The following is a 22470-nucleotide window of genomic DNA, read 5'->3' on the forward strand; positions in this document are numbered from 1 at the left end:
CGCTCACCCGCTCGGATACGGCAAATTCACGCCGCATGTCCGGTGCGGGCGACCTCCGTGTCGGCACCGTCGGCCGTCGCCGGAACCGTGCCGGTGTCGCCGTCGCCGTCGTCGTCGCCGTCGGCGTCGGCGTCGGCCGTCGTCTGCTGTGCGGAGCCGTCGGCACCGCCGGGGATCGAACGTTCCCGCTGCAGTTCCGACACGTGGAACATCTCGCCGGTCGCCGGGTCCTCGATGACCTCGTCCTCGGCACGGGCGCGTTGCTCGGAGCGCAGCGCGTCGAGCGGGTCGCCGTCGTCGGTCCGGTTCAGCAGCTGCCGGCGCGTGCGGGTGAACTCGGCCGTGCCACGCACCAGGTCGTAGGCGACCGACCAGGCGTCGATCTCGGCGTCGGTGCGCTGGTTGCCGTTCGCATCCGTCCAGTCCTTGAGCTTCAGGCGCCCCTGGACCACCACCGGCTCGCCCTTCTTCACCGATTTCGCGACGTTCTCGGCCAGCGCCGGCCGCCAGCAGACGATGCGGTAGAACGACGGCTCGTCGTCCACCCAGCGCCCCGTCCGGCGGTTCAGGTACCGGCGTTGGCTCGCCAACCGGAAACTCGCGACTTCTTCCTTCCGGACCGGGACCGTCTGCACGTCGCTCGCGACGTTGCCGGTGACGGTGACGGTTGCGTCGCTCATGAGGGCCTCCTGAGTGCTCATGCCGTGTTTGCTCGGACGGGACGAGACTCGCGCTGTGTGGCCCTCACCGGAAGGCACGATCACGGAAATGTGGACAACTCGGCGCTGCGCAGGGGCCTGTGGAAACCGGAGTCCGGCGCGGATGGACGGCGCCCCGGCACGGTTCGACGGTGGCCATCACCAGGCGAGTGCACGCGTCACGAGGCCTGCAAGGGTGGTGACGCAGGGAATTCCATGCGGGACGTGATCATTCCCGAAGCGGTCAGGCGGAGCGGGCGCGGGCGAGTGCACGGTGGAACTGGCGGAACCGGGAGACCTCGGTGTCGACGGGCTCGACGACGACCTCGCCGGCGGTGCGCTCGACCACCTCGTGCAGCGTCTCCCGCACGGCCGCGGCCTGCCGGTCGGCGCCTCGCCGCGCCGCCACGAGGCCGCAGACCCCGACGACCCAGCCGACGAGGACACCTGCGCCGATGACCAGCCACGGCAGCGCCACCCCCGCGACGTCGACAGCCGGCAGGTCCAGGCGCAACGCCTCCGGGCCCGCGGTGGTCAACTGCCATCCGGCGCCGGCCAGCACCGTCAGCAGCGCCGTCCACTGCACGAGGTTCAGCGTGCGCCACCACCCGGGCCGGGTTCCGATCCCCAGATCGGCGGCGGCCACGGCAGCGTCCAATGCATCCGGGAACCGCTCGGCCGACGTCGCCGCGACGGCGCGCACGCTGTCGCGCCACGGCGCCGGCGTCTCGGACGCGGCGGCGTCACCGAACTCGCGCACCGCCGTCGCCGCCCGGGCACGCTGCACCGAGGTCGGTTCCGGCAGGCCGGCGCGTTTCGCCTTCCGGCGCAGCCGCGAGATCCACCGCGTGGGCAGCCAGCCGGTGCTCGCACGGGCACGGAGCAGAAAGGAGCGCCCCGCCGCCCCGGCGACGACGTCGGCGCCGGAGGCCTCGAACAGCGAGTCGACCAGGCGCTCCCGGTCGGCCCCGGAGGTCGTGCTTCCGCGCGAGTCCTCCCGTGCGTCGTCCGGCGGCTGCCCGTCGACCCCGACCGCCACCGCGAACTGCTCCGCGATGGCCCGCGCGTCCGCCTCGGCCCGCTCCTCGACCGCACGGCGCTTGGTCACCGCGGTGCGGACCACGTCGACGAGCGCCTCGAGACCGTGTCCGGTCGCCGCCGACAACGGCACGATCGGCACGTCGGGCAGCCCGTCCTCGTCGAGAAGCGCACGCAGGTCGGTGACGCACTCGGCGACGTCGTCGTGACCGAGCCGGTCGGTCTGGTTGAGCACCACGACCGTCACCGCCTGGTGCGAGGACAACGGGCGCAGGTAGCGCTCGTGCACCGCGGCGTCGGCGTACTTCTGCGGGTCGAGCACCCAGACGAACAGGTCGACCTGCTCGACCAGCCGGTCGACGGACTCGCGGTGCTCCTCGTGGGTGGAGTCGTGGTCGGGCAGGTCGAGCAGGACCAGCCCGTCCAGGTCGTCGGCCTCGCCGGAGTCGAGCACGCTCTCGCGCGACAGCTGCCGCTGCTGCGGCACGCCCAGCCATTCCAGCAGCGGCACCACGCCCTGCGTCCCCCACACGCACGCCATCGGCTCCGACGTCGTCGGCCGGCGCACGCCGACGCGCGAGAGGTCCATACCGGCGACCGCGTTGAACAGCGACGACTTCCCGCTGCCGGTGGCGCCCGCGAGGGCGACCACGGTGTGCTCGACCGACACCTCGCGACGCGCGCCGGCGTCGTCGAGCGCCGCCTGCACCGGCTCGGTGAGCTCGGCCGGCACCCGCCCGGCCGCGGTCGAGAGCACCTCCTCGAGCGCGCGCAGCCGCTGCGGAAGACTCACCCGTTCACGCTGCGGCCATGGCGTCATCTGCCACCTTCCTGAGCCAGTTCGACCGTGGTCACGACGCTACGCAGCCCGTCCCCGGCCTCGATCGGCAGGTCCGCCAGCCGGTCGGTGAACCGGGCCGAATCGGCCACCAGCACGGCCTCCACGCGCGTGGACAGGTCGGAGCGCGCCTGAGCGGCCAGCCGCCGGAGCGTCTCGTCGTCGACGACAGACGACAGTATGCGCCGTGCCACGGCCGCGGCACCGTCCGCCGAGTCCGGCGACACGGCGGCGATCGTCAGCGCCAGGGCGACACCCTCCACACCGTGCGGACGCGCCTGCACGTCGTGGACGCCGGCGGAGCGGACCAGCTCGAGCACCGCCCTGCGCCACGCCCGCACCGCCTCGGCTGCCCGGTCGGAGAATCCGCGGCCCACCCGCGACAGGTCGTCGTCGCCCAGCAGGGCCGCACCGGCCGGGTTCTCGCGCCACCGGTGGTCGGCCTGCGTGGCAGCCTGCTCGGCCTCGTCGACGACGAGCGCGGCGAGCGCGTGCTCCAGCGCCTCACCGACGTCGAGCGCCGGCTGCGGGCGCCCGCGCAGGAACGACACCGCCCGGCCGCGGAGCCCTTCGCCCCTGCCGGCGCGTGCGACGGTGCCGACGTACTCGCGCCACCTGGCCAGCGCCTCGCCGCGGACCAGGCTGCCGTCGCTCGCCGCGTCGTCGACGCGGGTCCGCGCGGAGCCGTAGGCACGGGCGACGTCGGACTCGAGCGCCGCACGCACCTCGCGTTGCCGGTCCGAGGCGTCGGCCAGCTCGCCCACCCGCCGTAGCACCTCGCCGACGGCGCCGCCCAGTGTGCGCAGCACGATCTCGGTCCGCGCGGTGTCGTCGGCGGCCAGATCGTGCAGCCAGCCACGCACCGTCGCCGCCGCCGGGGCGGGCAGCAGGCCCTTCCCGTCCGGCGTCCCCTCCTCGACCACCAGCAACGGCGCGTCCCCGAGGCCGTGCCGGGTGAGCATGCTCGCGAGGTGGCCACGCACTTCGCTGACCGCCTCGGGCGCCACCCGGTCCAGGACGACCGCGACCGCGGCGTGCCGGGCGGCGGCCGCTGCCAGCAGGTCCCACGGCACGGCGTCGGAGTACCGCGCCGCGGTGGTGACGAACATCCACAGGTCGGCGGCCTCCACCAGCTGCGTGGCCAGGGCGCGGTTCTCGGCCACGACCGAGTCGATGTCCGGCGCGTCCAGCAATGCGACACCGGCGGGCACGCCGTCGTCGGCGACGACGCGCAACGCGCCGCCCGCCCGGTCGTGGATCTCGACCCGGGGCAGGTCCGACAGCACGTGCTGCTCGTCGAACCACTCGGCGTCGTCGGGGTGGTGGATCAGCACCGGCGAACGGGTGGTGGGGCGCCGCACCCCGGTCTCCGTCACCGGACGGCCCACCAACGTGTTGACCAGTGTCGACTTCCCCGCGCCCGTAGAGCCGCCAACCACCGCCAGCAGCGGCGCGTCCTGGCGGTCGAGCCTGGGCAGGATGTAGTCGTCGAGCTGGGCGAGCGCCTGGCCGCGGGCCCGCCGGGCGTCCGCGACGTCACCGGACTCCAGCGGGAACCGCGTACTCGCGAGACGTCCGCGCAGAGCGGCGAGAGCATCGTGAATGCTCAGCTCAGCGGTTTCCACCCCGCAGATCTTGCCCGCTGACGGCGGTCGCGGCCAAGTCTCGTGGCCGCTTTGATGCCAATCGGTCATCTTCGGCCATCGCGGAGGGCACTGCCATGTGACATGGTACGGCTCATGACCGTGGACCGTCTCCCCGAGGTCGTGGTGATCGGCGCCGGTGTCGTCGGTGCCGCGTGCGCCTGGTACGCGGCGCGTGCCGGGCTGCGCGTCACCGTCGTCGACCGCGGGCCGGTCGCCGGCGGAACGACGGGAGCGGGTGAGGGGAACATCCTCGTCTCCGACAAGCCGGCCGGCCCCGAACTCGAGCTCGCCCGGCTGTCGGTCCGGTGCTGGCGCGACCTCGCCGACGCGGTCGAGGGCTTCGAGTACGACCCGAAGGGCGGGCTCGTCGTCGCCGGCTCCGCCGCGGCGCTGGACGGGCTGCGGGCCACCGCGAGCGGACAGCGCGAACGCGGTGTCACGGCGACCGAGGTCCGGCCGGACGAGCTGCACGAGCACGAGCCGCACCTCGCCGACGATCTCGCCGGCGGCATGTACTACCCCGAGGACGCCCAGGTGCAGCCGGCCGCGGCCGCCGCGAGGCTGCTGCGCGACGCCCGGGCCCACGGCGCGGCCGTGCGGCCGAACGTCGAGGTCACCGGCGTGCTGCGCAGCCGGGACGGGCTCGCTGGTGTGCGCACGTCCGCGGGTGACGTGCCGGCGGGGGCTGTGGTCAACGCTGCGGGCACATGGGGCGGCGAGATCGCGGCACTGGCCGGCGTCGACGTCCCGGTGCTGCCGCGGCGCGGGTTCGTCCTGGTGACCGAGCCGCTGCCGCCCGGGGTCGTCAGGCACAAGGTCTACGCGGCGGAGTACGTCTCGGACGTCGCCAGCGACGACGCGTCGTTGCAGAGCTCCCCGGTCATCGAGAGCACCGCCGCCGGCCCCGTCCTGCTCGGTTCCAGCCGCGAACGCGTCGGCTTCAACCGCACCCTCTCGGTGCCCGCGCTGCGGCGTATCGCCGCGCACGCGGTGCGGCTGTTCCCCGTGCTGGCCGGGGCGGACGTGCTGCGCGCCTACCGCGGGTTCCGCCCGTACTGCCCCGACCACCTACCGGTCATCGGCCCCGACGCCCGTTGCCCGGGGCTGTACCACGCCTGCGGGCACGAGGGCGCCGGCGTCGGCCTGGCCGCGGCGACCGGGCACGTCGTCGCCCGGGCGCTCACCGGTCACCCGCCCGGCACCGACCCCACACCGTTTCTCCCGGAGCGTTTCGGATGAGCGACACCTTCGACTTCGACGGCCGCGCGGTGCCGTTCGAGCCGGGCCAGACCGTCGGCGCGGCGCTGATCGCGGACGGCGTCCGGTCGTGGCGGACCACCCGCGGCCGGGCCCGTCCGCGCGGCATCTTCTGCGGCATCGGCGTGTGCTTCGACTGCCTCGTGACCGTCGACGGCGCACCGAACCGGCGGGCGTGCCTGGTGCCCGCGACGACCGATCTGCCCGTGCGTTCACAGGAAGGGACCGGCCATGACGACCTCGACGTATGACCTCGCCGTGGTCGGCGCGGGCCCGGCGGGGATGGCCGCCGCCGCGGCCGCGGGCGACGCGGGGTGCCGGGTCGCACTCGTCGACGCGGCCGAGCGGCCGGGCGGGCAGTTCTGGCGGCACCCGCCCGGCGGCATCGATCACGTCCGCGACCTGCACCACGATGTTCGGACGTTCCGCCGGCTGCACGCCCGGGTGCGCGGCACGGTCGAGCACCTGCCGGGGCACCAGGTGTGGACCGTCACGCGCGAGGACGACGCCTTCGGCCTGCACACCGTGCGCGACGGCGCGGAGGTCGTGTTCCGGGCTCGTGCGCTGGTGCTGGCCCCGGGGGCCTACGACCGCCAGCTCCCCTTCCCCGGCTGGGACCTGCCCGGCGTCTACACCGCCGGCGGCGCGCAGGCGCTGCTCAAGGAACATCAGGTCACGGTCGGCCGGCGGGTCGTCGTCGGCGGCACCGGGCCGTTCCTGCTGCCGGTCGCCGCCGGTCTGGCCGAGCGGGGCGTGAACGTGAGCGGCGTGTTCGAGGCGAACAGCCCCGGCGAGTGGCTGCGCCGCGGAGCGGGCGCGGTCCCGGTCGTGCGCTCGCCGCGGAAGCTGGCCGAAGGTGCCGGCTACGCGGCGGCCCTGGCCCGGCACCGCATCCCGTACCGGCCGCGGCACGCCGTCGTGGCGGCGCACGGCACCGACGAGGTCACCGCGGTCACCGTCGCGCGCCTGGACCGGTCCTGGAACGAGCTCGCGGGCAGCCGGCGGCGCATCCGGTGCGACGCCGTCGCCGTCGGCTGGGGGTTCGTCCCGCGCCTGGAGCTGCCCGCCGCGCTGGGCTGTCGCACGCGGGTCGACGTGGACGGTTCCGCCGTCGTCGACGTCGACGGGTTGCAGCGCAGCTCCGTACCGGACGTCTACGTCGCCGGTGAGGCCACCGGTGTCGGCGGCGCACAGTGGGCCGCGGTGACCGGTGAGATCGCCGGGCGGGCCGCCGCGGTGCGGCTGGGGTTTCCCTCGTCGTTCCCGGCGAGTGCGATGCGTCGCCGCCGGCACCTGCGCGCCTTCGCCACCGCGATGCACGCCGCGCACCCGGTCCGGGACGGCTGGCGCGACCGGCTGTCCGACGACACCGTGGTCTGCCGGTGCGAGGAGGTGACCGCCGGCGCCGTCACGCGGGCCGCGTCGGAGCTCGGCGGCACCGACGTCCGGTCCGTCAAGCTGCTCACCCGTGCCGGCATGGGCTGGTGCCAGGGACGCATCTGCGGCGACGCGACCGCGGGCCTGACTGCCGCTGCCGCCGGTGTCGACGTCGACCCGCGGGGGCACCTCGAGCGTCCCGTCGCGGTTCCCGTCCCGTTGGGCACCCTCGCCGCCGATCCGGCCGACGCCTCGCCCCGCGACGTCGACGTCACCTGATCAACTCCAACGTGGATCAGGTGACGTGAGCGACTGATTCAGCGGTGCTCTGTCACCTGATCGTTCCGCGTCCAGCGCGTGGACATGATCAGATGACGCCACTCGAGTGCTGAGCCGGCGTCCTTTGCGCACCTGAACACCTGATCATCTTCACCGAGATGATCAGGTGTCGGAGGCCTGGTTGAGGACCATCCGCAGAGTGTGCAATATTACATTGCACTGATGCTGGCGGGAGGGTCCGAATGACAGCTGCCGACGTACGCGCGAAACCCTGGCACGGCGTGTTGGTCGCCACGGCGCTGCCGTTCCGTGACGACGCCTCGGTCGACCTCGACCGCTACGCCGAGCACGTGCGGTGGCTGGCCGACAACGGCTGCGACGGCGTCTGCCCGAACGGCTCCCTGGGCGAGTACCAGGTGCTCACGCCGGACGAGCGCGCCGCCGTCGTCCGCACGGCCGTCGAGGCGGCGCCTGCCGGGTTCACCGTGATGCCCGGGGTCGGTGCCTACGGTGCGCGCGAAGCCCGGGCCTGGGCCGAACAGGCCGCCGAAGCCGGCGCACAGGTGCTGATGGCGCTGCCGCCGAACGCCTACCGCGGTGACGACCGCGCCGTCGTCGAGCACTACCGCGAGATCGCCAAGGCCGGGTTGCCGGTCTCGGCGTACAACAACCCGATCGACACCAAGATCGACCTCCGGCCGGACCTGCTGGCGACGTTGCACGCCGAGGGCCTCGTGGTCGGCGTCAAGGAGTTCACCGGGGACCCGCGGCGGGCCTACCGCCTGGCCGAGACGGCTCCGGGGCTCGACGTGCTCATCGGCACCGACGACTCCGTGCTCGAGGTGGGCCTCGCCGGCGCCAAGGGATGGGTAGCGGGCTATCCGAACGCGCTGCCGCGTTCGTGCGTCCGGCTGTACCGCGCGGTACTCGCCCACGACCTCGACACCGCACTGCCCCTCTACCGGCAGCTGCACGGACTGCTGCGCTGGGACGTCGACACCGAGTTCGTGCAGGCGATCAAACTGTCGATGGACGTCGCCGGACGCTACGGCGGACCGTGCCGCCCGCCCCGCCAGCCTCTGCTGCCGAACGCCGAGCGCGACGTCCGGGAACGCACCGAGGCCGCGCTGGCCGCGGGCCTGACCTGAGGGGATCGCGCCGATGCGCTCCAGCCGCGTCTTCCACGCCGTCGACTCGCACACCGAGGGGATGCCGACGCGGGTGATCACCGGCGGCGTCGGCGTCCTGCCCGGCGACACGATGTTCGAACGGCGCCAGCGCTTCGTCCGCGACCGCGACGGGCTGCGCCGGCTGCTCATGAACGAGCCTCGAGGTCACGCCGCCATGAGCGGGGCGATCCTGCAGCCGCCCACCCGGGACGACGCCGACTGGGGCGTGCTCTACATCGAGGTGTCCGGCTGCCTGCCGATGTGCGGGCACGGCACCATCGGGGTCGCGACCGTCCTGGTCGAGACCGGGATGGTCGACGTCGTCGAGCCCGTCACGACGGTCCGCCTCGACACACCGGCCGGGCTGGTCATGGCCGAGGTGTCGGTGCAGGACGGGGCCGCCACGTCGGTGACCATCCGCAACGTCGCCTCGTACAGCCACCAGCTGGACGCGACGGTGCACGTGCCCGGCTACGGCGACGTCACCTACGACCTCGCCTACGGCGGCAACTTCTACGCCATCCTCGACCTCGACCAGCTCGGCATCGATTTCGACCTGTCGCAGAAGCAGCGCATCCTCGACGCCGGGCTGGCGCTGATGGACGCGATCAACGAGCAGAACGCGCCGGTGCACCCCGAGAACCCCGCCATCGACGTCTGCCACCACGTCCAGTTCGTCGCACCCGGGTCGGACGCGAAACGGTCGCGGCACGCGATGGCGATCCATCCGGGCTGGTTCGACCGCTCGCCGTGCGGCACCGGCACGTCGGCGCGGATGGCCCAGCTGCACGCGCGTGGTGAGCTGGACCTGGACACCGACTTCGTGAACGAGTCGTTCATCGGCACCCGGTTCGTCGGCCGGCTGGTCGAGGCGACGACGGTCGGCGACCGCGCCGCCGTCGTCCCCACCGTGACCGGCCGGGCGTGGATCACCGGCACCGCGCAGTACATGCTCGACCCCACCGACCCGTTCCCGGAGGGATTCGTGCTGTGAACCTGCCGTACCTGGACGCGACGACGCTCGCCGCGCGGCTGCCGGCCGTGGACGCTGCCCAGGCGATCGAGGACGTGCTGCGCGGCGGGTTCGATCCCGAGGCCGACCCGCCTCGCGGCATCACCGACGCGCCGTCCGGACAGTTCCTGCTAATGCCGTCCGCGACGGGACCGTGGGCCGGTGTCAAGCTCGCCACGGTTGCCCCGGGCAATCCGAGCCGAGGGCTACCGCGGGTGCAGGCCGTCTACGTCCTGATGGACGGGACGACGCTGACTCCGGTGGCGCTGCTCGACGGCACGGCGCTGACGTCCTTGCGCACCCCCGCCGTCTCCGCGGCCGCGGTGCGTCACCTCAGCCCGCCCGACGCGACACGGCTGCTGGTGTTCGGCACCGGCCCGCAGGCGTGGGGACACGTGGAGGCGTTGCGTGCCGTCCGTCCGGTCTCGTCGGTGACGGTGGTCGGCCGCCGCACCGAGCCCACCGACGAGTTCGTCCGGCGCTGCCGCGACGCGGGCCTGACCGCACGGGCGGGCGAGCCGGCCGACGTCGCCGGGGCCGACCTGGTGGCGTGCTGCACGACGGCGCGCACTCCCCTGTTCGACGACCACCAGCTCGCCGCACACGCCTGCGTCGTCGCCGTCGGCTCACACGAACCCGACGCCCGCGAGGTCGGCGGGCAGACCGTACGCCGCAGCACCGTCGTGGTCGAGTCACGCGCCAGCGCCGCACGAGAGGCCGGTGACGTCATCATGGCGGCCACGGAACAGGACCCCGCCGACGACGCCGACGTGGTGGACGCGACACTGGCGGAGCTGGTGACCGGCCGCGTGCGGGTGGCACCGGGACGGCCCACACTGTTCAAGAGCGTCGGGATGAGCTGGGAGGACCTCGCGCTCGCCGCCGCCGCACACGACCCCGGGGATCAGCCATGACCGAGCCGCGACCGCTGGGCCTGCCGTCGTTCGCGCCGCGCACCAGCTTGCGCGAGCAGGTCGCCGACGCCCTCCGAGCGGCGGTCGTCGCGGGCGAGATGGTCCCGGGCCAGGTGTATTCGGCGCCCACACTGGCGGCACGGTTCGGCATCTCCGCCACACCGGTGCGCGAAGCGATGCTCGATCTGGCCAAACAGGGCCTGGTGGATGTCGTGCGCAACAAGGGCTTCCAGGTCACCGAGGTCTCCGGTGCCGATCTCGACCAGATCACCGAGATCCGGCTGCTGCTCGAGCCGCCTGCCGCCGCCGCGGCCGCCACGGTCGCCACCGAGGACGACGTCGCGGCGCTGCGGCCGCTGGCCCGGGCCATCGTCGACGCGGCCGCCGCTGGAGATCTGATCGCCTACGTCGAAGCCGACCGCGAGTTCCACGTCCGGCTGCTGACCATCGGCGGCAACCCGCGGCTGGTCGAGATCGTCAAGGACCTGCGGGCCCAGACCCGCCTCTACGGGCTGGCCGGTCTGGCCGAACGCGGCCACCTCGCCGACTCGGCCGAGGAACACCTGCGGATGTGCGAGCTGCTCGCCGACGGCGACGCGCACGGTCTGGAGAAGCTCGTGCGCATCCACATCGGCCACGTCCGGCACGAGTGGGCCGGCGACGACAGCTGACCCGGGCCTTGCGTGCACGTCCGCGCGCCCACTCCGCTACGGTCGGCCGCGAGAAGGATCACGCGCTGTTTTGGAGGATCGATGTCGCTGGAACGACCGACCGCCCCCGACCCGTACACCATGCTCCCGGCCGTCGCCGGCATCGATGTGCGCAGTGACGACGTCGCCGACGGCCAGCAGCTGGCGACCGAGCACGTCTTCGACGACTGGGGCTTCACCGGCGGCAACCAGTCGCCGCAGCTGAGCTGGTCGGGCGCGCCCGAGGGCACCCGCAGCTTCGCCGTCACCTGCTTCGACCCGGACGCCCCCACGCCGAGCGGATTCTGGCACTGGGCCGCGGTCGACCTGCCGGTGACGACGACCTCGTTGCCGCATGGCGCCGGCGCCGCCGACGACTCCGGCCTGCCCGCGCCCGCGTACTCGGTGCGCAACGACACCGGTTCCACCGGTTACAGCGGCGCCGCTCCCCCGCCCGGCGACGTGCCGCACCGGTACTTCTTCGTCGTGCACGCCGTCGACGTCGAGAACCTGGGCGTCGGACCGGACGCGACGCCCGCGGTCGTGTCGTTCAACCTCGCCTTCCACACCCTCGCCCGCGGCATGATCGTCCCCGTCTACTCCCACTGACCGCCCCGGCGGCCGCCCGAGAATGATCACGTCCCGCATGGAATTCCATGCGTCACCACCCTTGCAAGCCTCGTGACGCGTGCACACGCCTAGTGATGGGGCAGCGGCTGGCGACGGGGCGGCGACGGCCACGGGAGCGGGTCCGGCAGGATGGAGTCTCGTGGACAATCCGATGATCGGCACCCTGACCACGGTGCCAGCGCTGGACCGGCCCGACCTGCTCGCCGCCCCCGTCCGGGCCGCCCTCGACGACCGGCCCGACGGCACGGCGTACGTCGCCGAGATCGACCCCGGGCTCGCCGACACCGCCGAGTTCTGCGCGGCCTACGACGTCGCGCCCGAGATCTCCGCCAACTGCGTCGTCGTCGCCGGTAAACGCGGCGACGACGTACGCATCGCCGCATGCATGGTGCTGGCCACCACGCGCGCGGACGTGAACAACGTCGTCCGGCGCCGGCTGGACGCGCGCAAGGCGTCGTTCCTGCCGATGGACGACGCGGTGGCCGCCACCGGGATGGAGTACGGCGGGATCACCCCGCTCGGCCTGCCCACGGACTGGCCGATCCTGGTGGACACCGCCGTCGCCGCGCTACCCTTCGCCGTGGTCGGCAGCGGGGTGCGGCACTCGAAGCTAGCGGTTCCCGGCGAGGTCCTCAGTGACTGGCCCGGCGCCGAGGTGGTCGACGGTCTCGGCGTCCCGATGCGGTCCAGCTGACGTTCGACGACAATGGTCGCGCATCGCGTCCGGCGCCTGTAGCTCAGTCGGATAGAGCAGGAGCCTTCTAAGCTCTTGGTCGGGGGTTCGAATCCCTCCAGGCGCACTCACCAGCAGAAACGCGCGACGACCGGTCGTCCTGGCTTGTAAGGTCGGGATGCCATCAATGCCGCACTCGCCAAAGGCCGGCGAGGGTCCGTCGCGTTCACATCGGCAGAACGCCCCGACGCGGACCTGTCACGAGCCGCGCCGGGGCGTCACCGGGATCGTCGGTGTCACCAGCACCTCCACCGGCACCCACCAGCCTAGACGGCGGGTTGACGACATGTCACGGCCACGTCACGCTGAAGGTCTAACTCAATAACTGGAGCCCATCCGGGTCAACCAGCACGTTTGGTTCCCGGATGACCGTCACCAGCGGCACTCGGGAACCCTGAGCAATCGGAGGATCTCCCCGAATGACCTGTCACGACGGTCGGCGGCACGCAACCAACGACCTGCGCCCCGACGAGTTCGAGGTGACGATGTTGCGTGTCGAGAGGTGGACCGAGATCGCGGTCCGGATCACCCGCAATGCGGCCAAGATCCTGACCATCGCCCTCGGAGCCGTCCTCACCGGACTCTGGTCCCTGCACCAGGTCGTCGAGCTCTTCAGGTAGACCGACGACCCGCCGGGAACGACCGACCCCGCCACCGCAAGGTGACGGGGTCGTCGCGCGCCGTCCATGACGCCGAGCACTACGGTGTGGGTCGCCGTCGCGTGCTCCCGGACGGGCAGGGGACTACCAAACCTGAGGACCCCGAATGAAGAACGTCTATGTCGTTACGCACCCAGAGGCCACGCACCACGTCGACGGCCTCGTCGGTGGCTGGTTCGACTCAAATCTGACGGATCGCGGAGCTGCGCATGCCCAGGCGATGGCGGACAGTCTCGCGGAACGGTTGGGTAACGCCACTGTCGAGGTCCATTCTTCCGACCTCCTCCGCGCTCGGCGGACCGCAGACGTTATCGCCAAGCGTCTCGATGCCAACATGACGATCGACACCGACCTGCGGGAAAAGTCCTATGGAGCGGCGGGCGGACGGCCCCAGGCATGGCTGAATGAACGGTTCATCCCGCCACCCGAGGTTGGCGAGCGGATGCGCCACGACGAAGGCGTCGAAGGTGCTGAGTCCCGGATGGACCTCGCTGTGCGGGCATACGCAGCAATGGAACGCATCCAGGAAATGGCAGTCGAGAGCCAAGTGGTGGTCACTCACGGAGGAACGGCGACCTATCTCCTCGCGGCATGGATCGGTATGCCCATCGACGCGGCCGACCGGGTCCACTTCCGATTCACCTCTGGAGGAATCAGCCTGTTGCGCAAGGAGGATGTGTTTCACAGCCACCAGATCGTCCAGCTGAACGAGACCGGCCATCTCCGTTGACCATTCCCCGACGCTCACGACTCAGCGCTCCGGGATTCGCAGTCGCGGTATACGACACGAGTCGAAACCAGCTCGACCATCGGGTAGCCACCGCCACTCGCGTCGGGAGTTATTGCTTGGTCCACTCGCCGCAGCGCTGACTCTCGAAGTCCTGCCCCTCCTCCACCGTCACCTGCGGGTTGCCGCCGCCCGGAAGGCCGTTGCCGAGGATGTCGGAGCCGTTGGTTCCGGACGTGTAGATGCCCCAGTAGCAGTCGGACGAGACGCCGACGGCTCGGTACGTGCCGGGTTCCATGTCGGTTCCGACGATCCAGTAGCCGTCGGAGACGGTGTTGGCGGCTACGGCTTCCTCGGATTCGGTGATGGCGGTCTCCCGCTGGTCGAGTTGCCCGGCACGCTCGTCCAGTGCGGCCTCTCGCTCGTCCAGCTCCCCTGCCCTGGTTTCCAGAGCGGCCTCGCGTTCCGCGAGGTCGGACTCTCCGGCGTCGGCGGATTCGGCCAGCGAATCGCGCTCGCTGGTCACCTCTTCGAGCTGCCCGCGAAGGTCGTCGACCGCCGCGGCATCACCCGTGCCGCCCGTGTCACCGGACGTGCCGATGCCCACGCCGACGAAGAACAGCAGGAACGCTGCCAGTGGCCAGACCCAGCGCCTCGGCTTCCTCGGTGTTGGCGGCGCGCTGGTGCTCTGCTCGTCGCTCATGTTGTCGCCCCCCAAGTCGGTCGCCCGCGTGACGTCCGCGACGTCGCAGGCGGTACGTGACTGATGTCGGCCCGGCTCGGTGCCGGGCTTCGCCAGGACGGTCGCACCAACCCGGGACACAACGGCCGACGCACGTGGGGCCGTCGGCGTGCGCGATCTCAGGTGGTCACGGGTTCCCTGCGGAGCGCGACGGTCGCGCATGCCGCCGCGAGCAGCCACACGAGCGGGCCGGACAGGCCGCCGACCGGATCGACGTGGCCGGGAACGACCAGCACCGGCACGAACGTCACGTCCACGACACCGAGCACGACGCGGTTGAGCCAGTACCCGAGTCGGCTGTTGACGCGGTTGCATCGTGACGGCTGCGCTCCGTGCCGTCCGTGAACTGCACAGCGCCACCGAGGCGATGTTCGACACGGTCGCCGACAACTACGGGATCAACCGCAGCGATCTGCGCTGCCTCGAGATCATCGAACGCGACGGCCCGCTGAGCCCGGGCCGGCGCCCCCGATGCTCGGGAATGACCGTTCTGCCCCGACCGTCTGCCTCACTAGGGTGTGCACATGCCACCCGCCGAAACCACCTCCGCCCACGACGACAGCCGGTCCGACGACGCAGACCCCGTCCGGTCGTTCGGATGGCAGGACCTGTTCGCCCACCCCGATGACGACCCGCGCTCCGACGGCAGGCTCGACGGTGAACGCGCCACCCTCGTCGGCTACCTCCGGGACCAGCGACTGACCCTGGAGATGAAGTGCGCGGATCTCGACGCCGAGGCGCTGGCCCGGCGTTCGGTGCCACCGTCGACGATGTCGCTGCTCGGGCTCGTCCGGCACATGGCCGACGTCGAACTGCACTGGTTCCGTAACCGTCTCGCCGGGCAGGGCATCTCCAAGCACTTCCGCGACGACGACGATCCGGACGGCGACTTCGACGACGCGGTCGCCGACCCCGGCGTGGTCGAGGAGGCGTGGCGGACGTGGCGCGTCGAGGTGGCCTTCGCCGAGCGGTTCGTGGACGATGCGCCGGACCTCGGCTTCGTCGGTCCGGAGGGCCACGTTCTGCGCGAGGTCCTGGTGCACATGATCGAGGAGTACGCGCGGCACAACGGGCACGCCGACCTTCTCCGCGAACGCATCGACGGCCGGATCGGCCAGTAGCGCCGCCCGGCGCCGACACGTTGGCGATCACGAGCGACCGGCTGCAGAATGCCGTGGACACGTTGTGGGTGCTGCTGGCGGTCCTGATCTGGGCCGTCATCGTCACCTACGGGTACGGGCTGCTGGCTCTCGCCGCCAGCGAATACGGTGACGCCTGCGCGCCGGGACTCGCCGGCGACTCGCCCCGAATCGCGGATGTGCACTGGACGGTCGTACCGCCGCAGAAGACGTGCGTTCTGGAGGACGGCACCACCCGCGACGTCGCCCCGGCACTGTCGAACCGGATCTTCGTGGGCGCACTCGCCTCTTCGGTCGTCTGCGCGGCGGTCGCCGTCCGCATCCGCAACGTCCTGAGAAGCCGCGACGCGGCCGAGGAGCAGCACGACACCGACGAACCGTGACCGTGCCGCTCCCCGGCCGCGCGCACGGCCTCAACTCGCCGTCGCCGACCCGGCCACGCGTGCACCCAGGAACTCGGCCAGGCCCGCCAGGTCGTCGGTGTTCAGGTGGTCGACGCCGGCCGCCACCAGCTCCGACCACAGCGCCTCCCGGGCCGGCGTCGGCCGGTCGGGCGTCGCCCAGAACCGCACCCGGTACCCGGCGTCGTGTGCGCGGGAGACGATCCGGCGCAGCTTCTCGCGTTCGGCGGCCGGCATCGGCCCGACGCCCTGCCAGGTGAAGTGGTTGTTCCAGTTGTCGCTGACCAGCGGCATGAAGCCGGCCGGCAGGCCACTACCGAGGTCGGCGAGACGCCCGTCGTAGCCGGCGAAGCGCAGCCGCTGCTCGCGCATGGTCGCGCGCGGGCGGTCCCCGCTGATCACCGCGGTGACCGCCTTCTCCTGCACCCGCCCGCCGACGTACCGGGTCATCATGTCCTGGTATCGGCGCAGCGTCCGGTCGATCTCGGCGTAGGTGGCCTCTCCGGTGTTCTTGATGTCGATGAGCAGCTGCAACGATCCGTCCCAGCCCGGGTACACCGAGCCGCCGTTGTCGTGGACGATGTCGCGCAGCGGGTCGAGGTAGAGGGATTCGAGGGTGCGGTCCGGGTCGACCTCCCATGCGTCGTGCGCGACGAGCAGTTCCCCGTCGACCAGCCAGACGTCGGCCTCGACGCTGGTGAAGCCGTGATCGAGCGCGTCGAGCAGCGGCCGCTCGTGCTCGTAGTCGTTGTGGGCGTGGGCCTGGTCGAGCGGTTCGACCGACGACGTGGCGGCCGCCCCCACGGTGGCTACCGCGAGGGCGGCCGCGCTCACGAGGGGAACGGCCGCCAGGACCCGGGCGGTCCGAGTGAGGCGGGCAGGGCGGTGGATGCGGGGGTGGTTTCTCATGCCCCCGACGTTCAGCCGCCGTGACAACGAGTCGATGACGTGGTGTCGACCAGGCGACGGCGAGCCGTGGAACGGTCACCGACGCCGCCACGGGGTCAGCCGCTGACGCCGGTCAGTTCGTTCGGTGTCGCGGGCAGGCCGGTGGTGCTCGTGACCGTGCGGGACTCGAGGTCCACGGCGTGGATCTCGTCGGCGGCCGGCTCGGTGACGTACGCGGTGTGGCCGACGACGGTGAGTGTCGGCCGGGGCTGCTGCCACCGCATCGGTTCGGTCCACGGATCGACGACCGGGATCGACGTGGTGACCTCCGCGGTCGCCGGGTCGATGACGTGGATGGCGCCGTCGGTGCCGAGGACCAGCGCGGCGCCGTGCGGCCCACGTCCGAGGGACCGGAACGAGTAGCTCGTGCCCAGGTCGACGAGTCGCAACGTGCCGGAGCGGGTGTCGATCAGCGAGACCCGCTCCGGACGCTCGAGCTCGGCGTCGGGGTCCACCTTGTAGTCGCCGAGCACCACGGGCGACGCGTGCGAGCCGGCCTGGTTGCCGATGCGGCCGTACGGATCCGGGCTGTCGACCTTGGTGATGCGGCCGTCGCGGTAGATCAGCACGCCGTTCTCGCACCCGAACAGTAGGGCGCCGTCGGCTGCCGGGGCCTCGCCGTGCACGCCCGCGCACTGCTCGTTGCGGGTGACCTCCTGCCCGTCGGCGTTGTGCACGACGATGCCGCTGCGGCTGTCCTCGTCGCCGAGGGTCGTCACCAGCTCACCGTTCTCGAGCTGCACGGCGACGCCGTGGTGTGCTTCCGCGGTGGTGTGGGTCTCGGTCTCCGGCCGCCCTTCGGCGAGTGCGTTCGGGTCGAAGATCTCGATCTTCCCGGACCCGTCGCTGAACAGGGCCGTCAGGCCGGCGTGGTGGACGACGTGCCCAGGATGGTCGGCCTCGAACTCGATGTCGGTCAGCGCCGGGTCCTGGACGTAGTGGTGTTCGTGGTCACCGTGCTCACCGCTCCACACGCCGGTGTCGATGACGCGGAACGCGTCGCCGACCGACCACAGCACGTGGCGTCCGTCGCCGGCCGGGTTGACGCGAGTGAATCCCTCGGCGTCGAACGTCTCGAGCACATCGAGTGTCTCGCCGTCGAGCACGAGCGCGCCGCCGTCGTACGTGGCCACCAGGCGAGGGGTGGCGTCGTCGGTCTCGCGTGGTTGTTCGGTCGGGGCCCCGGTCGAACCGGCGGACGGCGTTCCGGCGTCGTCGTCGGTGCCGCAGGCGGTGAGCGTCAGGGCGGCGATCGTCAGTGGCGCGGCGAGTACGCGCCGCGTCGGCATGGTGCGGAAGGTCATGGGATGAACATAAATGAGAATCATCCTCATTCACAACCGGAGGCATTCGCCGACCGGCCGGACACGATCACGTGCGGCCGACTACGCTCGTCCCCACCCGCAGCACACAGCACGCCACGAGGAGCGCTTGGTGGCGAAACGCCGTCATGCCGGCCGCAGAGCAGCCGGACGCCCGAGCCCCGAAGAGCCAGCCTCCGGCGCGCCCGATTCGCACGACACGCGACACATGCCCGCCCCGACGGACGACGCAGCGGCCGCGAATCCGCCGTCCGCTCCCGACACGCCCGAGCCGGACGCGACGCCTCCGCCCACCGAGAACGAATCAGCCGGCACGCCCGGCACGGAGGGCAGGCGACGCGCGTCCGGACGCCGCCGGTCCTCGGCGACCGACGACTCCGGAACGCCGGACATCCCGTCGACCGTCGAAGTCGTCCTCTACGGCACCGTCGCCACCACCGTCGCGGTGGTGATCCTGCTGGTCAGCGGGCGGCCGTGGTGGCACGCCGCCGTGGTCGTCACCGTCGCCGTGGTCGTCGTCAGCACGCTCGCGTTCGCCTCGTCCCGGTGGGCGGCAACCACCGCCCGACAATCGGGGCGTGCCCGCCGACGCAGGCGCGAATAGCGGGTTACCCGTAGGGTGGTCGGCGTGAACAACGACCGAATGGTGTGGATCGACTGCGAGATGACCGGGCTCGACCTCGAGCAGGACGCGCTCATCGAGGTGGCCGTCCTGGTCACCGACGGCGAGCTGAACGTCCTCGGTGACGGCGTCGACCTGGTCATCCGACCGCCCGACCTCGCCCTGAAGACCATGGGCGACGTCGTGCGCGAGATGCACACCGCCAGCGGCCTGCTCGACGAGCTGGCGAACGGTGTGACGCTCGAGGACGCCAGCGCCCGAGTCATGGACTACATCAAGACCTACGTCCCGGAGCCGTCCAAGGCACAGCTCGCGGGCAACACGGTGCACATGGACCGGCTCTTCCTCGCCCGGGACCTGCCCGAGGTCGAGGCGTGGCTGCACTACCGCAACGTCGACGTCTCGTCGATCAAGGAGCTGGTGCGGCGCTGGTACCCGCGGGTCTACTTCGCCAGCCCGGACAAGACCGGCAACCACCGCGCTCTCGGCGACATCAAGGACTCCATCGACGAGCTGCGCTACTACCGGCAGACCGTCTTCGTGCCGCATCCCGGCCCCGACAGCCACCACGCCCGGGCCGCCGCCGTCGCGGTGAAGGATGCCGCCGTCGAGTCGCCGCGTCCGACGGACGAGACAACCGCCTGACCCGTTCACGACCACGGCCCGACGGGCCGTATACTTGTCCAGCCGCGTCCGTACGGACGCGTCATGGTGGGTGTAGCTCAGTGGTAGAGCACCTGGTTGTGGTCCAGGAAGTCGCGGGTTCAAATCCCGTCACTCACCCGAAAGAACTGGCAGGTCAACGGCCGGTTCTGAGAAGGACCGTAGCACCCGGCAACACCCTTGGCAACATTTGAGGGGCGTTGTCGGGCTATTGTGCGTTCATGGCGAGCATTCAGGAGCGCCCAGGAGCCTCCGGCAACACCTCGTACAGGGTCATGTTCCGCATCGACGGCAAGCAGACGTCCGAGACGTTCGAGGACCAGGCGACCGCGCTCGAGTTCGCCGCGCTCGTCGACCAGGCCGGCGGCGCGTCTGCGCGCCGTATCCGCGACGCACGCAGCGGCGAGGGTGTTGCCGCGGGCAACATCCCGACCCTGCGCGAGTTCTTCGACCGGTGGCAGAAGACGCGCACCGATGTGACCGAAGGCACAATCGCCGAGGACGCCAGGATGGCCGGCCGTTCGTGGATGCCGGCGTTCGGGGCCTGGCCGATCGACACGATCCAGCGCGACGACATCACGGAGTGGATCCAGAAGCGGCGCTACTCGACCACGCAGCGCGGCGAGCGGATCAGGTCCAAGACCGTGAAGAACGAGCACGGCCTGTTGAGCACGGTACTCACCGCGGCCGTGCCGAAGCACCGACCGGACAACCCGGCCCGTGGGATCACCATCCCGGACGACGTCCAGGAGGAGATGGTTTTCCTCACCCAGGCCGAGTTCTACATCCTGCTCTCCTACATCCCCGAGTACTGGCGCCCGCTCGTCACCGTCGCCGCGGCGACGGGCTTGCGGTGGGGTGAGCTGACCGCGCTGCGATGGATGGACGTCGATCTGGTAGCCACTCCCCCGCGCCTGACGGTGGTGCAGTCGTGGAAGCGCGGCGCGACGACTCGCGTCATCGGCACGCCGAAGACGAAACGCAGCCGCCGCACCGTGTCGCTGCCGCCGCGGGCCGTCGCCGCACTTCAGCCGCTGCAGGACAGGCCGGATGTGCTCGTGTTCCGCGGGCAGAAGGGCGGGCGCGTGCATCACCAGAACTTCCACCCCCGCGTGTGGCACCGCGCCGTCGGGCAGGCCAACGACCCGCGCGACAAGAACGGGACCGAGCTCGTCGACGCGCCGCGAATCACGAAGCGCCCCCGCATCCACGACCTCCGCCACTCGCACGCAAGCTGGCTCATCAACGAGGGCGTCGACCTGTTCAAGATCTCGCGGCGGCTCGGGCACGAGTCGATCCAGACCACGACGGACACCTACGGTCACCTGCTGCCGGACCACCTCGAGGTGACCGCGGCCGCGGCCGAGGCCGCGCTGACGCCGCCGCTACTCCCCTCCCGCACCGCCCTCGAGGCCGCCGACGAGTTCGTCGTGGTCGAGGTCGATGAGTAGCCGAGCGATCGGAAGCTAACAGATCGTGACAATTTCGCCCACTGCCGTTACTTCCCGTTGTGTCCGACCCCGGCGTAATGTGTGGGTTCTGTCGGCCTGGGGGCGGGCCGGGCCGGGGGATTCTTCGTGCGAGGGGCTAGGTATGAACGTGAATGCCGTGGTGGGGACAGCGCTTGCCGTGGTGGCTGTCGCAGCGAGCTTCGAGGCAGGCAGGCGCGAGACCGTCCGACGCGAGCGACGGAGGGAGCAGCGTCAGCTACTCATCCTCGCTGCCATCTGAACCAGCGTCCTGCACGCGTCGCCGCACCGTCGTGACCTCCTCAGCCTCGTGGATCACATCACGTGCCTTGATACCCAGCGCGCCGGACAGCATGTACAGCTGGTCGACGTCCATCTGCCGATCCCCCCGGAGGATCTTCGAGAGCTGCGACTGGGACACGCCGACCTGGTCGGCGATCTCGCCCTGGGTCCGCTTCGTCTCGCTGAGCGCGCGGCTGAGGACGGCCGCGATCTCCTTGGCGACGGGACTCGGTGCGCCTCTTCGTCCGGTTGGCATGCTCAGATCATGCCAACTCCCCGGTAGGTAGTCCAGAAAGACGCGAAATAGCTCACATGAACTAGGGGGCACGTCTTGCATGATCTAGTTCGTATGAACTAGCTTGCTCATATGGACTACCCCCCCAGGGAGCGCGTCGCCGCCGAAGTGCTCGCCGAGCTGGCCCGCCGCCGTATCAGCCGGGCCTCGCTCGCGAATGGCACCGGCATCACGTACGTCACCCTGCAGCGCCGGCTGTCCGGGAAGCGCCCGTTCACCTACGACGAGCTCGCGGCCGTCGCCGAGTTCTTCGAGTTGCCCATCACCACGATCCTCGCTCGCGCCGAATCGGGAGTCGCCTGATGCCGCGCCGGGGTCAGGGCAATGGCCGCGACGACCAGCGCAAGACGCTGGACAAGGCCGTCCGGAAGCTCGAACGCAAAGAACAGCGCCAGGACAAGCGCAGCGGCAAGCAGGGCAAGCCGGTCGGTGGCCTCGGTCGCACCATCCGCGACGGATGGAAGGACGGTGCGTGATGCAGGAGCTGCTGACCCTCGACCAGGCCGCCACGCAGCTGAAGGTCACGCCGCAGTGGCTGGCGAAGGCCGCACGGAAGGGCACCGTCCCGAGCCGCAAGATCGGCCGCTATCGCCGCTTCACCGACGCCGACCTGGACGACTACCTCGAGCGCGCCCGCCAGGGCAAGGACCCGTGGAAGCGCAGCCCCCAGAGCGAATCGCGGCTCAAGCGAGGGAGGCGGTCCGCATGAACCGTTACTACGACCACGGCGCCGGCCGCCGGATGGATCTCGAGCACGCGGACGAGCCGGTGTGGCCGGTCCTGGTCCTCGTCGTCGGCCTGCCGCTGGCGTTCGTGCTCCTGATCGGCGCGCAGATCGGGATCGCGGTGAGCCGGTGACCGCTCCATAGACCCCGGGTGCGCCGGGTCGGAGGCGGAAGCCCCCCGAAGCCGATCCACTCG

Annotated in this window: 28 protein-coding genes and 2 tRNA genes; 22 read left to right on the plus strand and 8 right to left on the minus strand. The window is 71.4% G+C overall.

Annotated elements, in window-relative coordinates; genetic code table 11:
• Window positions 1-26: 26 nt before the first annotated feature.
• From CLV30_RS22955 to CLV30_RS22965, 3 genes are all read right to left on the minus strand, one after another.
• Window positions 27-680 (minus strand): single-stranded DNA-binding protein, encoded by a 654-nt coding sequence (locus tag CLV30_RS22955; protein ID WP_165358726.1) that lies wholly within the window; start codon window positions 678-680, stop codon window positions 27-29.
• A 262-nt stretch (window positions 681-942) separates the two neighbouring features.
• On the minus strand, window positions 943-2556 hold the full coding sequence (locus CLV30_RS22960; RefSeq protein WP_106539580.1) for a GTPase: 1614 nt from the start codon (window positions 2554-2556) through the stop codon (window positions 943-945).
• A complete protein-coding gene (locus tag CLV30_RS22965) occupies window positions 2553-4199 on the minus strand; it encodes a dynamin family protein (protein ID WP_205741065.1) in 1647 nt (548 codons plus the stop codon). Before CLV30_RS22965 ends, CLV30_RS22960 begins: the two co-directional genes overlap by 4 nt.
• A 102-nt stretch (window positions 4200-4301) precedes the next feature.
• Here CLV30_RS22965 and CLV30_RS22970 point away from each other — a divergent pair, with 102 nt between their 5' ends.
• The 12 genes from CLV30_RS22970 (at window position 4302) to CLV30_RS23025 (ending at window position 13669) form a co-directional block, all read left to right on the plus strand.
• Complete coding sequence (locus CLV30_RS22970) at window positions 4302-5459, plus strand: NAD(P)/FAD-dependent oxidoreductase (protein WP_106539582.1); 1158 nt, start codon at window positions 4302-4304, stop codon at window positions 5457-5459.
• The gene (locus CLV30_RS22975; protein WP_106539583.1) at window positions 5456-5728 is read left to right on the plus strand and encodes a (2Fe-2S)-binding protein; all 273 of its coding nucleotides are present in this window, start codon (window positions 5456-5458) and stop codon (window positions 5726-5728) included. The genes CLV30_RS22970 and CLV30_RS22975 overlap by 4 nt, the downstream gene beginning before the upstream one ends.
• Entirely contained in the window at window positions 5709-7133 is a 1425-nt protein-coding gene (locus tag CLV30_RS22980; protein ID WP_106539584.1) for an FAD/NAD(P)-dependent oxidoreductase, read from the plus strand. Before CLV30_RS22975 ends, CLV30_RS22980 begins: the two co-directional genes overlap by 20 nt.
• 242 nt (window positions 7134-7375) lie before the next feature.
• Window positions 7376-8281: a dihydrodipicolinate synthase family protein gene (locus CLV30_RS22985; RefSeq protein ID WP_106539585.1), complete on the plus strand. Its 906-nt coding sequence runs from the start codon at window positions 7376-7378 to the stop codon at window positions 8279-8281.
• Between the two features lie 13 nt (window positions 8282-8294).
• Complete coding sequence (locus CLV30_RS22990) at window positions 8295-9296, plus strand: proline racemase family protein (protein ID WP_106539586.1); 1002 nt, start codon at window positions 8295-8297, stop codon at window positions 9294-9296.
• Window positions 9293-10228: an ornithine cyclodeaminase family protein gene (locus CLV30_RS22995; RefSeq protein WP_106539587.1), complete on the plus strand. Its 936-nt coding sequence runs from the start codon at window positions 9293-9295 to the stop codon at window positions 10226-10228. Before CLV30_RS22990 ends, CLV30_RS22995 begins: the two co-directional genes overlap by 4 nt.
• On the plus strand, window positions 10225-10899 hold the full coding sequence (locus CLV30_RS23000; protein ID WP_106539588.1) for a GntR family transcriptional regulator: 675 nt from the start codon (window positions 10225-10227) through the stop codon (window positions 10897-10899). Before CLV30_RS22995 ends, CLV30_RS23000 begins: the two co-directional genes overlap by 4 nt.
• An 81-nt stretch (window positions 10900-10980) precedes the next feature.
• Window positions 10981-11526, plus strand: a complete 546-nt coding sequence (locus CLV30_RS23005) for a YbhB/YbcL family Raf kinase inhibitor-like protein (protein ID WP_106539589.1) — start codon at window positions 10981-10983, stop codon at window positions 11524-11526.
• A 172-nt stretch (window positions 11527-11698) separates the two neighbouring features.
• Complete coding sequence (locus CLV30_RS23010; RefSeq protein WP_106539636.1) at window positions 11699-12241, plus strand: YbaK/EbsC family protein; 543 nt, start codon at window positions 11699-11701, stop codon at window positions 12239-12241.
• Window positions 12242-12273: 32 nt separating this feature from the next.
• A tRNA-Arg gene (locus CLV30_RS23015) sits at window positions 12274-12347 on the plus strand.
• A gap of 352 nt (window positions 12348-12699) precedes the next feature.
• Entirely contained in the window at window positions 12700-12900 is a 201-nt protein-coding gene (locus tag CLV30_RS23020) for a hypothetical protein (RefSeq protein WP_106539590.1), read from the plus strand.
• A gap of 145 nt (window positions 12901-13045) precedes the next feature.
• Window positions 13046-13669, plus strand: a complete 624-nt coding sequence (locus CLV30_RS23025) for a histidine phosphatase family protein (protein ID WP_106539591.1) — start codon at window positions 13046-13048, stop codon at window positions 13667-13669.
• A gap of 109 nt (window positions 13670-13778) precedes the next feature.
• On the opposite strand, the gene CLV30_RS23030 is transcribed toward CLV30_RS23025, so the two are convergent.
• Window positions 13779-14369, minus strand: a complete 591-nt coding sequence (locus CLV30_RS23030; protein WP_129711100.1) for an Rv1352/Rv1906c domain-containing protein — start codon at window positions 14367-14369, stop codon at window positions 13779-13781.
• 158 nt (window positions 14370-14527) lie between these two features.
• On the minus strand, window positions 14528-14665 hold the full coding sequence (locus tag CLV30_RS26700; RefSeq protein ID WP_165358727.1) for a hypothetical protein: 138 nt from the start codon (window positions 14663-14665) through the stop codon (window positions 14528-14530).
• Window positions 14666-14932: 267 nt separating this feature from the next.
• Here CLV30_RS26700 and CLV30_RS23035 point away from each other — a divergent pair, with 267 nt between their 5' ends.
• On the plus strand, window positions 14933-15529 hold the full coding sequence (locus CLV30_RS23035; RefSeq protein WP_106539637.1) for a DinB family protein: 597 nt from the start codon (window positions 14933-14935) through the stop codon (window positions 15527-15529).
• 20 nt (window positions 15530-15549) lie between these two features.
• A complete protein-coding gene (locus CLV30_RS23040) occupies window positions 15550-15930 on the plus strand; it encodes a hypothetical protein (RefSeq protein ID WP_106539593.1) in 381 nt (126 codons plus the stop codon).
• A gap of 30 nt (window positions 15931-15960) precedes the next feature.
• Here CLV30_RS23040 and CLV30_RS23045 read toward each other — a convergent pair whose 3' ends face one another.
• Together CLV30_RS23045 and aztD are read right to left on the minus strand one after the other, a co-directional pair.
• Entirely contained in the window at window positions 15961-16857 is an 897-nt protein-coding gene (locus tag CLV30_RS23045; RefSeq protein WP_106539594.1) for a phosphatidylinositol-specific phospholipase C/glycerophosphodiester phosphodiesterase family protein, read from the minus strand.
• A 95-nt stretch (window positions 16858-16952) separates the two neighbouring features.
• Entirely contained in the window at window positions 16953-18200 is a 1248-nt protein-coding gene (aztD, locus tag CLV30_RS23050; RefSeq protein WP_106539595.1) for a zinc metallochaperone AztD, read from the minus strand.
• 226 nt (window positions 18201-18426) lie between these two features.
• On the opposite strand from aztD, the gene CLV30_RS23055 reads away from it, so the two are divergent.
• The 4 genes from CLV30_RS23055 to CLV30_RS23070 all read left to right on the plus strand — a co-directional run bounded on the left by CLV30_RS23055 (window position 18427) and on the right by CLV30_RS23070 (window position 20954).
• Window positions 18427-18822 carry a hypothetical protein gene (locus tag CLV30_RS23055; RefSeq protein WP_106539596.1) on the plus strand — a complete coding sequence of 132 codons (396 nt, stop codon included), beginning with the start codon at window positions 18427-18429 and terminating at the stop codon, window positions 18820-18822.
• Window positions 18823-18861: 39 nt separating this feature from the next.
• On the plus strand, window positions 18862-19485 hold the full coding sequence (gene orn, locus CLV30_RS23060) for an oligoribonuclease (protein WP_106539638.1): 624 nt from the start codon (window positions 18862-18864) through the stop codon (window positions 19483-19485).
• Window positions 19486-19551: 66 nt separating this feature from the next.
• A tRNA-His gene (locus CLV30_RS23065) sits at window positions 19552-19623 on the plus strand.
• A gap of 101 nt (window positions 19624-19724) precedes the next feature.
• Complete coding sequence (locus tag CLV30_RS23070) at window positions 19725-20954, plus strand: tyrosine-type recombinase/integrase (protein WP_106539597.1); 1230 nt, start codon at window positions 19725-19727, stop codon at window positions 20952-20954.
• Between the two features lie 256 nt (window positions 20955-21210).
• On the opposite strand, the gene CLV30_RS23075 is transcribed toward CLV30_RS23070, so the two are convergent.
• Window positions 21211-21510, minus strand: a complete 300-nt coding sequence (locus CLV30_RS23075) for a helix-turn-helix domain-containing protein (RefSeq protein ID WP_165358728.1) — start codon at window positions 21508-21510, stop codon at window positions 21211-21213.
• A gap of 111 nt (window positions 21511-21621) precedes the next feature.
• On the opposite strand from CLV30_RS23075, the gene CLV30_RS23080 reads away from it, so the two are divergent.
• Genes CLV30_RS23080 through CLV30_RS26715 form a run of 4 tightly spaced genes read left to right on the plus strand, consistent with a single transcriptional unit; the run spans window position 21622 to window position 22407 of the window.
• Complete coding sequence (locus tag CLV30_RS23080; protein WP_106539599.1) at window positions 21622-21852, plus strand: helix-turn-helix domain-containing protein; 231 nt, start codon at window positions 21622-21624, stop codon at window positions 21850-21852.
• The gene (locus tag CLV30_RS26705; RefSeq protein WP_165358729.1) at window positions 21852-22025 is read left to right on the plus strand and encodes a hypothetical protein; all 174 of its coding nucleotides are present in this window, start codon (window positions 21852-21854) and stop codon (window positions 22023-22025) included. The genes CLV30_RS23080 and CLV30_RS26705 overlap by 1 nt, the downstream gene beginning before the upstream one ends.
• Entirely contained in the window at window positions 22025-22258 is a 234-nt protein-coding gene (locus CLV30_RS26710) for a helix-turn-helix domain-containing protein (protein ID WP_211300108.1), read from the plus strand. Before CLV30_RS26705 ends, CLV30_RS26710 begins: the two co-directional genes overlap by 1 nt.
• Window positions 22255-22407, plus strand: coding sequence for a hypothetical protein (locus CLV30_RS26715; protein ID WP_165358731.1), 153 nt, complete (start codon window positions 22255-22257; stop codon window positions 22405-22407). Before CLV30_RS26710 ends, CLV30_RS26715 begins: the two co-directional genes overlap by 4 nt.
• Window positions 22408-22470 lie beyond the last annotated feature (63 nt).

Source organism: Haloactinopolyspora alba (assembly GCF_003014555.1).
Taxonomy (GTDB): Bacteria; Actinomycetota; Actinomycetes; order Jiangellales; family Jiangellaceae; genus Haloactinopolyspora; species Haloactinopolyspora alba.

Bases quoted from the DNA above. Each gene is read 5' to 3' on its own strand.
- CLV30_RS22955 (WP_165358726.1), bottom strand. From the start codon at position 680: ATGAGCGACGCAACCGTCACCGTCACCGGCAACGTCGCGAGCGACGTG.
- CLV30_RS22960 (WP_106539580.1), bottom strand. From the start codon at position 2,556: ATGACGCCATGGCCGCAGCGTGAACGGGTGAGTCTTCCGCAGCGGCTG.
- CLV30_RS22970 (WP_106539582.1), top strand. From the start codon at position 4,302: ATGGTACGGCTCATGACCGTGGACCGTCTCCCCGAGGTCGTGGTGATC.
- CLV30_RS22975 (WP_106539583.1), top strand. From the start codon at position 5,456: ATGAGCGACACCTTCGACTTCGACGGCCGCGCGGTGCCGTTCGAGCCG.
- CLV30_RS22980 (WP_106539584.1), top strand. From the start codon at position 5,709: ATGACGACCTCGACGTATGACCTCGCCGTGGTCGGCGCGGGCCCGGCG.
- CLV30_RS22985 (WP_106539585.1), top strand. From the start codon at position 7,376: ATGACAGCTGCCGACGTACGCGCGAAACCCTGGCACGGCGTGTTGGTC.
- CLV30_RS22990 (WP_106539586.1), top strand. From the start codon at position 8,295: ATGCGCTCCAGCCGCGTCTTCCACGCCGTCGACTCGCACACCGAGGGG.
- CLV30_RS23000 (WP_106539588.1), top strand. From the start codon at position 10,225: ATGACCGAGCCGCGACCGCTGGGCCTGCCGTCGTTCGCGCCGCGCACC.
- CLV30_RS23005 (WP_106539589.1), top strand. From the start codon at position 10,981: ATGTCGCTGGAACGACCGACCGCCCCCGACCCGTACACCATGCTCCCG.
- CLV30_RS23010 (WP_106539636.1), top strand. From the start codon at position 11,699: ATGATCGGCACCCTGACCACGGTGCCAGCGCTGGACCGGCCCGACCTG.
- CLV30_RS23020 (WP_106539590.1), top strand. From the start codon at position 12,700: ATGACCTGTCACGACGGTCGGCGGCACGCAACCAACGACCTGCGCCCC.
- CLV30_RS23025 (WP_106539591.1), top strand. From the start codon at position 13,046: ATGAAGAACGTCTATGTCGTTACGCACCCAGAGGCCACGCACCACGTC.
- CLV30_RS23030 (WP_129711100.1), bottom strand. From the start codon at position 14,369: ATGAGCGACGAGCAGAGCACCAGCGCGCCGCCAACACCGAGGAAGCCG.
- CLV30_RS23035 (WP_106539637.1), top strand. From the start codon at position 14,933: ATGCCACCCGCCGAAACCACCTCCGCCCACGACGACAGCCGGTCCGAC.
- CLV30_RS23045 (WP_106539594.1), bottom strand. From the start codon at position 16,857: ATGAGAAACCACCCCCGCATCCACCGCCCTGCCCGCCTCACTCGGACC.
- aztD (WP_106539595.1), bottom strand. From the start codon at position 18,200: ATGACCTTCCGCACCATGCCGACGCGGCGCGTACTCGCCGCGCCACTG.
- CLV30_RS23055 (WP_106539596.1), top strand. From the start codon at position 18,427: ATGCCCGCCCCGACGGACGACGCAGCGGCCGCGAATCCGCCGTCCGCT.
- orn (WP_106539638.1), top strand. From the start codon at position 18,862: ATGGTGTGGATCGACTGCGAGATGACCGGGCTCGACCTCGAGCAGGAC.
- CLV30_RS23070 (WP_106539597.1), top strand. From the start codon at position 19,725: ATGGCGAGCATTCAGGAGCGCCCAGGAGCCTCCGGCAACACCTCGTAC.
- CLV30_RS23075 (WP_165358728.1), bottom strand. From the start codon at position 21,510: ATGCCAACCGGACGAAGAGGCGCACCGAGTCCCGTCGCCAAGGAGATC.
- CLV30_RS23080 (WP_106539599.1), top strand. From the start codon at position 21,622: ATGGACTACCCCCCCAGGGAGCGCGTCGCCGCCGAAGTGCTCGCCGAG.
- CLV30_RS26705 (WP_165358729.1), top strand. From the start codon at position 21,852: ATGCCGCGCCGGGGTCAGGGCAATGGCCGCGACGACCAGCGCAAGACG.
- CLV30_RS26710 (WP_211300108.1), top strand. From the start codon at position 22,025: ATGCAGGAGCTGCTGACCCTCGACCAGGCCGCCACGCAGCTGAAGGTC.
- CLV30_RS26715 (WP_165358731.1), top strand. From the start codon at position 22,255: ATGAACCGTTACTACGACCACGGCGCCGGCCGCCGGATGGATCTCGAG.